This window comes from Paraburkholderia kirstenboschensis (assembly GCF_904848585.1).
Lineage (GTDB): Bacteria > Pseudomonadota > Gammaproteobacteria > Burkholderiales > Burkholderiaceae > Paraburkholderia > Paraburkholderia kirstenboschensis.
The window spans coordinates 1-13,491 of the sequence record NZ_CAJHCR010000041.1; the positions used below are offsets into that span (position 1 = coordinate 1).

At 58.1% G+C, this 13,491-nt stretch carries 8 protein-coding genes; 5 read left to right on the plus strand and 3 right to left on the minus strand.

Annotated features, from left to right (window positions below):
• The first annotated feature begins 961 nt into the window (after window positions 1-961).
• Window positions 962-1,783 carry a phage integrase family protein gene (locus JMY24_RS39125; protein WP_236597765.1) on the plus strand — a complete coding sequence of 274 codons (822 nt, stop codon included), beginning with the start codon at window positions 962-964 and terminating at the stop codon, window positions 1,781-1,783.
• Window positions 1,784-2,364: 581 nt separating this feature from the next.
• Here the strand turns inward: JMY24_RS39125 and JMY24_RS37275 are convergent.
• From JMY24_RS37275 to JMY24_RS37285, 3 genes are all read right to left on the minus strand, one after another.
• Complete coding sequence (locus JMY24_RS37275) at window positions 2,365-3,354, minus strand: hypothetical protein (RefSeq protein WP_201704033.1); 990 nt, start codon at window positions 3,352-3,354, stop codon at window positions 2,365-2,367.
• A gap of 2,400 nt (window positions 3,355-5,754) precedes the next feature.
• Window positions 5,755-6,771, minus strand: coding sequence for a ParB/RepB/Spo0J family partition protein (locus JMY24_RS37280; protein ID WP_201704035.1), 1,017 nt, complete (start codon window positions 6,769-6,771; stop codon window positions 5,755-5,757).
• Complete coding sequence (locus JMY24_RS37285; RefSeq protein ID WP_201704037.1) at window positions 6,768-7,994, minus strand: ParA family protein; 1,227 nt, start codon at window positions 7,992-7,994, stop codon at window positions 6,768-6,770. Before JMY24_RS37285 ends, JMY24_RS37280 begins: the two co-directional genes overlap by 4 nt.
• Window positions 7,995-8,941: 947 nt before the next feature.
• Here JMY24_RS37285 and JMY24_RS37290 point away from each other — a divergent pair.
• The 4 genes from JMY24_RS37290 (at window position 8,942) to JMY24_RS37305 (ending at window position 13,419) form a co-directional block, all read left to right on the plus strand.
• Complete coding sequence (locus JMY24_RS37290; RefSeq protein WP_201704039.1) at window positions 8,942-10,150, plus strand: replication initiation protein; 1,209 nt, start codon at window positions 8,942-8,944, stop codon at window positions 10,148-10,150.
• Window positions 10,151-11,174: 1,024 nt separating this feature from the next.
• Complete coding sequence (locus tag JMY24_RS37295) at window positions 11,175-11,885, plus strand: VirB8 family type IV secretion system protein (RefSeq protein WP_201704043.1); 711 nt, start codon at window positions 11,175-11,177, stop codon at window positions 11,883-11,885.
• Window positions 11,886-11,890: 5 nt separating this feature from the next.
• Window positions 11,891-12,772 (plus strand): TrbG/VirB9 family P-type conjugative transfer protein, encoded by an 882-nt coding sequence (locus JMY24_RS37300; RefSeq protein ID WP_201704041.1) that lies wholly within the window; start codon window positions 11,891-11,893, stop codon window positions 12,770-12,772.
• Window positions 12,773-12,774: 2 nt separating this feature from the next.
• A complete protein-coding gene (locus tag JMY24_RS37305; RefSeq protein ID WP_236597766.1) occupies window positions 12,775-13,419 on the plus strand; it encodes a hypothetical protein in 645 nt (214 codons plus the stop codon).
• Window positions 13,420-13,491: the final 72 nt, after the last annotated feature.

Below are 13,491 nucleotides of genomic sequence, written 5' to 3' on the forward strand. Positions count from 1 at the left end.
AAGCGATTGGTCGGGTCTGCTGTGGCTGACGGTTAGTTGCATTTCTACTACGCCGACGCGAGGTGACACATTTAATGACGCAACAGAGACAGAATTAATACGTTCTACGGCAGCACGACGCATAATCTCTCTTCATCAGGCGTGCGGACCCAGAAATCGACGGGCCGTGCTGGGTTCGTGCCGGGAATACACAGGGGCCTCTCGCAGTATCCGAATACGTAGGCATCCGATTCAAGGCGGATCCACAGATCCAGCGCACACCGCCCGAACAGTGTTAGCCGGCGCCCCACCTTCGGTCCGAACACGTCGTAACGATGCGCGCCGTAAGTACGGGTGCTGTTGACGGCCCGCACGAAACGTGGTTCGATCATCGCCAAGGCTAAGGTTTTGCCCGATCACCATGTTTTAGGACAAAAAATACCGGGTAATTCGCCTTTCCGACGGCCGCGCCGTCGAATTCCCTGCATACCGCGGGCCATTACAAAATACGTATCAACCGCTACACTTCGTCCACCCCCAAAGGGTGCATTTGCACTTCACGCTTGCCTCCGGGGGTGCCCCGATCGAGAATCACATCTCATCGTGAAACAATCAGGGTAAAAACACGCCCGATTGCTGTCAAAGCCCCGCCAATGCTGGCTTTCGTTCGGCCGCCATGTAAAACAGCTATGTTTCACAAAACGTTCGTTGATCGCGGCCTGTCGGTATTCGACATTTCAGACTTTCTCTTCGGTTCTCTGGCATTTCCGTCTTTCACTTCCTGACGCGAAGAAACGATAGTGAGAACGGCACTCCCGGAGACCAGCCTCCATTCGCTGCCCGGCCGATTTGTGGTGCCGCAACTTTCGCTTCAATCCACGTCAGCGGCTATCTGGAGGGACTCGATCTGGCAGAGCTGGCCGATCAGTATCTCGAGTTCGGCCGGGACGCGCGGAAAGCCGCGGCCACACGCAACTGGCTGGTGACGGCGCTTGTCGCGGCGGCCCGCAAGCGACAAGATTTTACGACCGCGCGGCTGCTCGCGATCCGGCCGACGGTGCTGGCAACCGCCGAGCCGGCCGCGGCCGCGCCGTCGCTGGAAGATTTCGCCGCGGAGCACGACCCGGACGGCTTCCATACCGAAAGGGAACTGCTCGACCTGTTCACCGCGCACCACGCGGGCCCGGGCGCGGACTTGACCGCGACACTGCGCCGGCAGCAGCGCAACGCGCGACTGCGGATCCGGCAGATGGCCGCGCTGGACGCGCTCGCGCGCCTCGTGGTAGAGGATCCAAAGCCTGACCATCACGTGCTTGGCTGGTTCGACACGGCGGTGGCGCTGCGCCTCTCCGACGTTGGCATCACCACGATCGGAAAGCTGGTCGAAACGATCAGCGCAGTCGGCTACCGCTGGTACCGGGACGTGCCACGTCTGGGCGAAACGGGCGCCCGCCGCATTTCGGCGTGGCTCGAAAACTATCGCGATGTCAATGGGCTCAGCATCGCGCCGGAGGCGCTCATTCATCCGTCCGACCAGCGCCTGCCGGTGCCGCAGTTGCGACGTGAACCGGTCACCGCCATCGTACCGTTGGAATCTTTTCTGGCGCCGACGGATCTCGATGGCTCGCGCGGCGCGAACCGCAATCTGATCAAGAACAACAGCGGTGCGCAGAATGACCTGCAGGCGATCGCCTTCTGGCTGGCCGACTATGAAAATCCGAACACGTCGTGGTGGGGAAAGGCGCGAAGGAGCGCTTCATTCCGCTCGTGCCCGCCGTGCTCGAGGCGCTCGGCGACTACCTAGAGACGCGGGATTTCCCTCGCGATCCCCCTCCGCCTGCCCTGTCGGCACTCCCCTTATCCCCGCCCTGCCCGACAACCAGGACATCGGCCTGGTGCGGCGTGAAGCGGCCGAGCGTGGCGACGATGTTCACAGGGCGCTGGCCGCCCTCCCCCGCCAGGCTGGGCGCCGATCCATCACGACCAACTCTACAAGGCGGTGAAGCGGTTTTTTGCCACCTCGACGGCGGCCGCGTTGCGCGAGGACTCGCCGCATGCCCGCGCATTCGCAGCGGTCACCCCACATTTGGTTGCGAGACACTTTCGTATCACATGCGGTCGCGGACGCATGAGTCTCGAGAGTGCGAGGAATTTTGCGGGCCACGACTCGCTGGACACGACCTCGATCTATGCGACTGCAGAGATCGCCCGTCAGTACCGGGAGGCCGAAGCCTTCCCGAGGCGAGCCGGTGCGTAACACGCTATGCGCGGTGGCGAACCACACGGACATAACTTAATGCCCTCGTGACCTCGGTACATCCCGTTGGTCGGGCGCCCCTCCAGGGCCATAGTCTTGGCAAGCTGGGTTCGGGTGCGCAGCGGCCTTCACGCCCCGCTGTGTTCGTGTAATTCAGTATATTCATTTTCTAACTGAATACCCGGCTGATGATTGACCTTCACATTTTGGAACGGGTTTGTCACCAAGTACCGATGCGCGATGAGATCGTTAAAGCACTTTTTCACTATGTGGAGAGCCTTTTGGCGACTTTCGTCCGAGAGCGGCCCGCGAAAGGGACGCCATGTCGGCTCGTCGCGCGACCGTCGCCCCCTCATTATCCACACAGATGATGGCTGTGGGTCCAACGTAAATCGATTGATGTACTCGTTCGCATCGTTCACATCGATGCTCGACAGCGGCTTGCCCTTTGCGAAAAGCGCCCATAACAGCAGCCGCTCCAATTCGTTTTGATATCTGTTCTTGGTCGCCGGGCTTGTGTACTCGGACAGCCAGCGCTCCAGCGCGGCGCGATCGTCGTCAATCCCTACGGATGGCATGGCTGTGTCGCGGTTTGTTCCCGCAGACCCGGACAGGTGGGGTGGTACCGAAAGACGAGAAAGGGGAGCTGGTCTGTCAAGCCGCTGCTTCTGTGCAAGATATGGTCGAAGCCGTTCATCCCGCGGCACAATGGCGGCGCTGCCGACCTTCGAACCGCTTCCAAATTCCAGGTTCACTAAGCCCACGAGCGTCTCAAGCCTTGATTCGCTTTCCGGATCCGAAGGGTCAAGATATAGCTCTACGAAAAGTCCGCCTGAACGACCATTTTTCTTCTTCCCACGCCGCACCTTGACTTGAACCGGGGAGCAGTCAATTCCTATAAGGCGAGTCAACAAGCGTTGAGGGCTGAGTCGTGGGACGATTTTTCGAACTGAGATCGCTTCTTCGCGAATGACTTTTTCCCCGCGAAGCGCTACTAAGTCGACAAGGGCGCGACCCGTCTCGAAAGTCAGGCCTCCGGTGGGGAGAGCATTCAGTAACTCCTGCGGCAACGCGGCAATAGCCGACGCCATCGTCAGCCTGGAATGCGAGATACCCATCGCCTCCGCCGCCTGTCGCACTGTTGACCATAGGCCGGAACGACATCCTTGGACATATCGCTCGTTCAGCGCGAAAGGGCTTTCGCCCGCGTACGTCCGCCGATAGCGAGACGTACTACGGGTGTTGCAAACGTGCGCCAAAATCTCGGACCTCGATTTCCCCGCAGGATTGAGCCTAGCGGAGCGCGCGACCATGTCAGCTATGCCCTGCTCGTTTCGCGCTCGGATGAGCTCACGAGCCGTTCGGTTGACCATTCCAACGCTGGCGAATAGAGCCAAGATCTCCGTCGGGAACTCGGAGACCGCCACCGCCTGAACTATCCGATTCTTGCTCGCGCGCACCCCTACCGCGGCCATTGCGACGGCCGCCTCCGTCATGGTCTCCCATTTAGAGCCCAGGCCCGCCCTGTATAGCGCGGCCAGCGCCAGCGGGTCGTCATTCATTTGTCTTTCTCGCAATTTTCATTGTCATTAGCCCCTTACCCATTGTCCGCGCATCCCCGGAATCGCAATTCGCCGAAAAGCTAGCTGAAACAGTGCGCCAATCCGATGCCTTTCCTCCGACGATTTCCCTCATACTACCGGCGCCTCTCGCCTACGCAAGAGTTCTCGCCCTACGCGAGAGGATTTTTCCGTCACGCTTGCTTTCCTTGTGAATAGGGGCGACCGCACGGGACAGGCGTTTCCCCGGGGAAGCGTGGGCACTCTCAGTTCGCAGGGCAGTTTGGGGCCAAACTTGGCCCGAACGCGTACGGTCCGTGGCGAGGCCGATCAAAGGCCGAAGGGTGTTACCACCAGCCATTGGTGAACACGTACGGCCCGTGGTGAGGCCGAGCCGGGGCCGAAGGCTGTTACAACCATCCTTCGGCGCAGAGTCTAGCAAGCGATCCCGGCTTTTCTCCGCTCTCACGCTGCTCGCTCGCCTGCCCTCTCCCAAGGGCCTTTTGGCGAGATCTCGCCGGCTCTGTGGGACTCCCGCTCTTCCTTGTCTCTTAACGACCGTCTATGCCGGCGGGAATGCAAAAGGTCACGGTTTATGGGGAGCCGCGCGGCGCGCGCGACCGAAGGGCAAGACTCCACCAAGGTCCGACAAGCAGTTTTAGTTTTGAGGGATGTCGAGGAGCCGGATCGCGCGACGCTCTGAGCATCAACAGCGTTCGAGTCGCCGATGATCTGGGGTTGGCAGGAGTGTCGCGACTTGCCTGCCCTCCCGATCTACCCGACCGAATGGCGCCTACGCCCGACTTGTTGCTTTTGAGTGCCTTGCGTTCGGCCTAAGAGATTGATTTTGCGAACTATCCAATTTGGATGGCCGCTCCAATCGGACAGTCGGCGGGCACGCCGTTGAGTCAACTAGTTCGGCATGGCTCCCGCATCGATGGACAAATCAGCCGTCTCGTCACGACCAAATATTCGCGCCAGAGGTAGGAAGTGTTCAAGCAAATAGTCTCCTCAACCCAAAGGTCATGGTCTATGGGGACGACGCTAGGAAGACCTGGGTGGCTCCGTCAAACGGCCGCCCTGGCTGGGCTGGTATCGCCGTCGATGGCGGCCCGAACGCTAAAGGTCATGGTCTATGGGGCGCCCTTCACCCGCGCGACGGAGAAGCAAGGCCTGCACTCTGAAAAGTAGCGAGCGTCAAAGAGCGGGGTTGCGTGAGTTTTGAGTCCAGGCAGTTCGAACCGCCGACAGGCTGCGGTTCGCAGGGAACGGCGCCATCCGATCCCCTTCCGCTCTGCCGGGCCGAATGGTGCCCAATGCGTACCGCGTTGGTTCTAGATACCTTGCCTTCGGCCTAAGCGATTGATTTTACGAACTATCCAAATTGGATGACCATTCCAATCAGACAGTCGCCGGGCACGCCGTCAGGTCAGCTAAGTCGGCATCGCTCCCGCATCGACGGACAAATCAGCCGTCTCGTCACGACCAAATATTCGCGCCCAGAGGTAGGAAAGTGTTCAAGCAAATAGTCTCCTCAACCCCAAGGTCATGGTCTATGGGGACGACGCTAGGAAGAACTGGGTGGCTCCGTCAAACGGCCGCCCTGCCTAGGGTGGTATCGCCGTCGATGGCGGCCCGGACGCTAAAGGTCATGGTCTATGGGGCGCCCTTCACCCGCGCGACGGAGAAGCAAGGCCCGCACTCTGAAAAGTAGCGAGCGTCAAAGAGCGGGATTGCGTGAGTTTTGAGGCCAGGCAGTTCGAACCGCCGACAGGCTGCGGTTCGCAGGGGACGGCGCCATCCGATCCCCTTCCGCTCTGCCGGACCGGTTGGTGCCAACGCGTACCGCGTTGGTTCTAGATACCTTGCGTTCGGCCTAAGTGATTGATTTTTCGAACTATCCAATTTGGATGGCGGCATCCGACCGAGGGACAGTCGCCGGGTATGTCGTTGATTCGACTAATTCTCCGAGTTGGATGGCGCTGCCTCTTTACTCTCTAGTTCTCGACGGATGAATTCGGCGATGCGCTCGCCCCATGTCTCTGCCAGGGCTTCGCTGTCCTTCCCTGAAAACCTCAGCCCGACCACCCCGCTCCTCACTGTCAGGTCGCAAAACCTTTTTCGACCGATGTTGATTGTCTTGGCGTTTGGAGCGACCGGTTTCGGTCGTGTAGGAGTCGCAAGTGTGAGAGCCCTCTCCTGGGTCATGTCTTCCGATTCAACCAAGGCCTTGATTGCGCTTATTACCGCGCCCTCGTGTCCCTGTTGCGCCAGAGCGGCGAACTTGGCCGCAGCGGTCCCGCCAAGCCGATGCGGATTTAAGGCAACCAGCTCTTTGGCGGCAACCGGCAAATTATCGAACGCGAGGATACGGGCGACGTGGCTCTGAGCCAGACACGATGCGCGAATAATGTCAGCCTGCGTTAGCCCCAAATTCTCCTGGATACGCTGGAATTGTCGGTACTTTTCGAAATCGGGAAGTGACGGGGCCAACAGATTCGAGAACGCAGCCCCGAGCTCAACCTCCGCGTCGCTCCCGGTAAAGGGCACCGCCCGGATCTTTGTGCGCTTAAGATCGTCCCGGTAGATAGCGACTCGGTTGTTTCCCGAAATAATTTCATTGCGACCGTCATCTAAAGGACGATAGACGATCGGATGAATAAGAGGGTTCGCTTCGAGATTCGCTCGCAGCTCGCCGTATTCCTGCCTCGACAACAGTCTTTTACGGCCGGGAACTTCGACGAGGGTCGATATATCGACTTCTTGGAAACTCGCATCGCCGCCCGTTTCTAGCTCTTCGATGCGCTTAATCGCCACCTGAAGCTCTTTCTCCTTCTCTGCCAGTAATGGCAGCGATGCCATCAATTGACCGGGGGCAGTCTTCGGCCTTGCAGGGGTTTCTTCGTTGTTTTTTTGCGGGCGCGGGGACGTTCCGATCGTTGCAGACTTCGCTGCGAGACGGTCTTTGATACTCATTCGGCCTCCTGGTCTGCAAGCCACAGTGCGACAAGCTGCTGATCAACAATTTCCGCGAATCGATCGTAGGCTTCTCGAGCGCGTTGATAGGTTTTCAAACTGCCTTGGTACCGGGAAATGTCGTAAACCGTGCCAAATTCGGCGGCGGCGGTTTGCGTAACAGCAGTCGTAGGGATTTCCACCGGAAGGACGAGTCCTTCATAAGTCTTGTTAATCCAGTCGCGAACGATGGGTGTTGCCGCCTGGCTTTGGTCAACCTTGGCCAATAGGACGTGTATAAAGTCGAAGCTCTTGGCCAATTCCGGCGCGACTTGTTGCATGCTCTCAGAAAGGTCCGAAAACAGATTCCAGAACTGCGTTGAGGAAGCGTAGTCGAGCGCGCTCGGTGGTGTCGGAACGATAAGTCCGTCCGCCGCCATGAAGGCGTTGATCGTCAAATAGGATAGGGCAGGGGGCGTATCAATAACGATGGCATCGTATTCACTCAATAGCGGCTCGAGCCCCTTGTTCAGGACATTCCAGAACTGGAACGACTGGTCCTTCGACTGCTTAAATGGCAGGAAAAACTCCGCGCCAAAGAGCGCTGCACTCGCCGGGATCAGGTCGATTCCGTCCCAGTACGTCGACTGCACAGCGTACTGGAGATCCTCTTCATCGCCGTAAATCAGCGGAAGCACGGTCTGCTCGTCCGAAACTTCGCTGTCCGCAAGGATGCCGTGCAGCGCCGAAAGTGACGCCTGCGGGTCCAAGTCAACCAAAAGCACTTTACGGCCGAACAACGAGAGTCCTTGCGCCAGCGTCATAGCGGTAGTCGTCTTGCTGACCCCGCCCTTGAAGTTCCCGATTGCTATCTTCTTTCCCTTGACGCCAGCGGGCCGCTTGGAATACGGCCCAATCCGATCGATCCAGACCCTCGTTTCGGAAAGAGTAAACTCCCTGCTGCGACTGTGACGGAGGGTACCTTGAGGCAAATCATCCTCACTTCGCGCCAGGTAATGCATGCGCTGCCTGTCGATGCGGCACAACTCGCCGACCTGTGCAGTTGTGAAGACCGGTGCATTTTTGCGCGGATGAGGAGCCAGCATGCTTTCGCGTACGTCCAGGAGCATGCCACTGGCGTTCTCTGCAATTGCCTTTATGGATGCGAGAGGTACAGGCTTGGGCGCATGCTTCAGCTTTATGGACATTTGCGGCTTTTCGGCACGCCGAACTGCTGTGTTCATCAACCGCTCCCGTTTCGTTGTATCGAGTACTATCACTTGTTGATTCAACACGCGGAGAAAAAGCTTGCAGTCCGTGTTGAATTTTGCGGAAGCTTAGTGGCTAATCAAATGAAGTGCAAGCAATTTGTGACTGGTCGCGAACCCTGAACAGCACAGCTACAGGCCCTAGCCGGGGAGATTTGAAGGCAGAACATTAATTGTTCGGGAGTCGCGGCTGCGTGTTGGCTTTGCCTATGCGCGTTGTTTTTACTTGGAACCATCCATCAAGAAACCAACACCTGTTTGTTGTTTCTTTAGGAAACAAAGACTTTAAAAACGTTTACGGTCGCCGCTTCCTTACCTGGCAAGGGTTTGGCGGTGGTTAGGTCATGCCTTATGGGGCGAAAGGTCACGGTTCATGGGGCGCTGATCAAAGGTGGGTCAGGCTTTGTGGGGTGAAAGGTCATGGTTAATGGGTCTAAGTCAGGGTCTATGGGGCCACACGCGCGCGCGAAGCAAATCATTGATTAATTTGCGAATTTTGGCGTCGGCCAATCTCCACAGGTCATGGTTTATGGGCGCGGGATCAGAGTGTGAAAAAGGACGTGGCGCCCATGATTTCGACGTCTCGCTCCTTGCACACTCCGGTAGGCGCCACGGGAGCACAATTTCAGTCCCCGAGACGTAGTTTTCGCAGCGAAGCCCCCGATCGTTGCCACGTGTCGGCGAAGCTCCCCACAAACCATGACCTTTAACCTCTCCTTTTGTCGAAAGAGCCCCATAAACCATGACCTTTCGCGGGCGGACGCCATCTTCCCCACAAACCATGACCTTTCGCCAGCGCTAATGTGGGCCTCAAAAGTCGGGGTTCATGGGGAATGCGGTGCGTCGGCACCGGAAAGTCAGTGTCAGATAAGTTGCCGCCATGACTTTTAGCTCCTAAAATCCCGGAAGCCTTAGGAGAGTGCATGCCCAATATCAAGCCGCTTGGTCCTCCCCCTAGCGAACTGAAGAAGCACGTAGCCACGGTTCACGTAAGCGGTGAGCTGTCGCTGCTCGAGCGCAAAATTGTGAACGTGCTGCTACTGAATGCGTTCGACGACCTACTTACAAGGAAGCGCCATACTTTGCCTGTGGGCATCCTTTGCACGATGTTAGGGTTCGACAGCAAGAATCACGACGCATTGAAGCGCGCACTGCTAAAGGTGATGTCGACCCCAATTTCGTTCGATCTCTTGCACGATGGTGCGAAGACGGATTGGGAAGCGTCTCCGCTCATTGCATACGCCAGCATAAAGAATGGCCTTTGCTCGTACGAGTACAGCGACTGGCTTGCGGGCAAGCTCGCGAATCCCGACATCTACACCTTAATCAACATCAATGTGCAGCGGCAGTTCAGTGGGGGCTACGCGCTTGCCCTATACGAGAACTGTCTGCGATTTAAACGAACAGGATCGACGGGTTGGATTTCGGTGGAGACCTGGCGCCGTCTGCTTGGCGCAGACGCGAGCATGTATGATGAATTCAAGCATTTTTCGGCCGAAGTGATCAAAAAGGCCGTCAAAGAAATCAACCAGGTGTCAAACATTGTCGTGTCTCCGGAGTACAAGCGAGAGGCGAGACGCGTGGTCCAAATACGCTTCCTTGTAGAAGACAATCCTCAGAAGTCGATGTATGACACCAACGAAGACGAAGAACATAAGGCTATTCGACAGTCCGAAGCATTCAAGCGCCTAACTCGCCTTGGTGTCGGAGATCGACTCGCTATAAGCTGGATCCAGCAAGAGCCAGACCGAGCCTTACAGACTGCCATTTACGTCGAAGAGAAGGCCAAGAGCCGGCAAATTCGTGGCAACGCTGGAGGGTACGCAAGAACCGTCTTCGAAAAGGGCACTCGCATTGAAGTGAGGCCCAAGGGCGATGGCCAGGTCGAATCAGCTTCTGAACGACCTGCGGCCCTTGATCAGGATAGCTCTGCAGAAGAGCGTTCACGTCGAACGACTGCGAAGATCAAATCATTGACGCTGGCCGAGAAGCAACAGTTTGTCGGCCAATACATGGCAGAAGGCGGCAAGGGAAACACTTACCAGCCTGAGATGGGTACGTTCAAGAACCCATTGGAGCGAACTGCTTATACGTCATGGCTACGCGCAAAGATCGCGGCCTCGGGGGATTGATTTGGCCCAATCGGGTGGCGCCGGCGGCCGTCGGTTTGCTCCCCGACTGCATGTGTTGTGGCAGTTCCTCGGAACCGCGACAGAGCTGACGCAGCGCCTTCACAGGAGATCGCAACGGGACGGAACGGAATGATGCGGAATCGGCACCTTGTCCGCCCGGCTGCGGCAACGATCTTCAATGAATTGTGCTGGACGCTTGCTTGCTGATGGTCCCATCACGTGAATGCGATTCGGATCGAAAAACGTACGCACTATGATCAGTTCAGGATTCCTATCGAACTGGTCGCGCATCGCTGTAAGGACGCTTGAGGGTATCCGTACTTTCCGTGCAGTTTCTGGCGGTTTTCGCCGAAGAGCATCGATTGATCAAAGACTTGCGGATCGGTCGTATGCGCAAACGCCGAGAGGTCGCACAGTGTTGATACAAGCGGCTGCTCACGCTGTTCCCCAGTTTTTTTGCACCAATCGACCGAATACCCCGGAATGCGGCTCGGTGCCACACGCCGCAGCAATGGACATCACATTGGCGATTGAGGGCCGTTGGACCGAATGCGGTCGCGATCCACAAGACGGCCATGCACTGACGCGAGGGGTGCCGGCTCGAAACGTTGAACGTGCGCGAGAGGTTTTGGGAGGCATCAAGGCTGCTCTTAAGCGTCAGCGGTTCGCGTAGAACGTGTACACGTATAACGCGTTAAAAATCATGGACGGCCGCACTGGGGATAACCCATTGATCGGAAACGGGAAACAGTGGCAACCGGAGATCACCAGTTATAGACCAAGGGAATAATGGGTGATTCACGTGTACAACCAGTAACACAGTGCCTTCGTTGGTTTCCTCGGAATGACGCGCGAAATTGATGGCCTTTTCGCGTTTAGACCCGTAACGCGTTACACGGCAGCGTTTAGAGAGGCGTAAAGCGCCAACGACGTGTTGCTGAAAAGGCAGTTAAATCTCCGTGCCTTTCGCCGCAAAAGCCTGGTTAGAAATTGTTTCAATGGTAGCCATTCATCAAGGGTTGCCATGCGCATTTTCAGGAACAAGCGGCAGGCCGCGCTATCCACGGCCCCCGGCATGTATGCCGAGGAAGATCCATCGAAAGTCATTTTCGAGACGAGCACGCGGCTTAAGGTCGAGAGCAATCGCTGGATGCTCATCGCGTTCGCCTCGGCTGCCGTTGCTGCAGGGGCCGTCTGGACTCGACAGCCTCCGCCGTCGGTAACGCGCGTAGTCGGTGTGTCAGCGGACGTGAGCGGTCATCCCGTAGTCACCGAGCTCATCGCTTACAAGCCAGATTCGCAAGCCGTGCGCACGAGCATGCGAGATATGGCGGTGCGCTGGTTCACGATCGAGCCGGTGCTGACTGACAGCCTGACGACGTCGCGCATGTCGTCAAACATCAACTCGGTGAAGGCCCAGATGATTGGGGCTGCAACCGACCAGTTCAAAAGCTGGCTGCGCGTCGACGCCCCGTTCCAGCAGATCACTGCAAATCCGAAGCTGATCCGCGAAGTCAATGTGCGAAACATTGCGCTGCTCGAAGACCAGACCGTCCTTGTTGAATTCACAACGACGACTTCCCAGGCAGGCGCGACTGGCAAGCCGGACGTCAAGTCCTATGCGCTGACCCTGCGCTACCAGATCGTCGCGCCTACCGCTGATGCGGCCCTCTCGGCGAATCCCTTCGGCATCTACATCCCGTTTTTCCGCCTCGAGCGGACCGGTGGAGCTTGAACAGCATGACCTCCAGATACCAGCGGCCCACGCGCCGGCTACTCGTGTTGCTCGCAGCAATCATGCTGCCCACAGCAGCGGTGTATGCAAAGCGGCCTGCTGATACCGGCTCCTTCAATGCCGCGATGATCGCCGGCGACCCGATGAGCCCCGTCAATCCATTTAACGGCGGCTCTGACCCGTTGACGATGCCCGGCGACGCGCGCATTGGCGTGTTTCCCTACAGCCGCGACCAGATTTTTCGTGTGCTGACGGCGCCGCTGAAGCTGACGACCATCGAGCTCGAACCGGGTGAGAAGCTGATTGCCGACCCTGCTATGGGCGATAGCGTGCAGTGGGAAATTGACGACGACAAGATGAATCACGTCTTCATCAAGCCTCATAAGGCGGACCTGGTGAACACGCTGCACCTGACGACGAACCGCCGCGAATACGACTTCACGCTAATCGCGTCGCCGGCCGGTGGCTTTTTCTACCAGACCGTGCGCTTCCAGTATCCGCGTGCACCGATGGCACGAGTGAACGTGCGAGACGAAGCCGGTGGGGCAGGCCCGGGCGCATCCGCCGGAGAACGCGGCGGCGACTCAGGCTCGATCGGCGTGTCGCCGGACAAGCTCAACTGGGACTACTCGGTGGACGGTAACGCGGAATTCAAGCCGGAGGTCGTATTCGACGACGGCCACTCGATCTGGATGCGCATGCCCGCCAAAGCGCAGACATGGCCGGTGCCCATGTACAAGGATCACGGCGATCGTGTCGTCGGCAACTTCATCCGCCGCGGCGACTTCCTCGTGTTCCAGCGTCTGGCCGACGAGATTGTTCTCGTGTCGGGCAAGGACGAGGTAACGGTGACGCGCGGTCGCCGGCGCATCTTCGGAGTGTTCTAACCGTGGCGAAGAAAACCGAACAGGCCACGCCTAACGCAGAACAGGCTGCACTCGTCAAAGGCAAGACGCCCCGCAATGCGATCATGAGCATTGGCCTGCTGGCCGCCATCGTGATCGGTGTGCTCGGTTTTTACTACGAGCTGAAGGCAAGCAATCAGGCGCAGGAAGAGGCCCGCCTGAAGAAGGCGTCGGCTCTGAAGAGCAGCACAGAGGCCCCCGGAGCGAGCAACTCCGACATCGACAAGATGATCAAGCAGCAGCAGGAGGCGGCGGCGGCTGAAGCGGCCGCGCGCGCCGCTTCAGAGGCATCCGCGGCGCAACGTCCGGGCGTCAAACCCATGCTGACGGGCAATGACTTCCAGCGCGAGGTGGGAGCGGACGGTGCCGACACTCGTGCGCTTGCTGCGAGCAACAAGCTCGATGCGATCTATACGTCGTCGGTATTCAAGCAGTCTGGCGCCTCCCTAAATGCCACCCAGCAGGCGTCGGCCGTGCCGGCGGGCGTACCGTCGCTGGACGATTTTCGCGCGGCTCGAGCAGCGGCGACATCGGGCGTCCCGAACACTGCGGACGCGATGGCGCTCGCGCTGGGCAAACAGGGACAGGCGCCTGTTGATACGCGCATAGAACTGACCCACTTCCGCTAGAAATTTGCATCGAAAATTGACCCACATGTTCAACTGCCTGCTTGGACGCCAAGCAGGAGAACGGAGTGATAA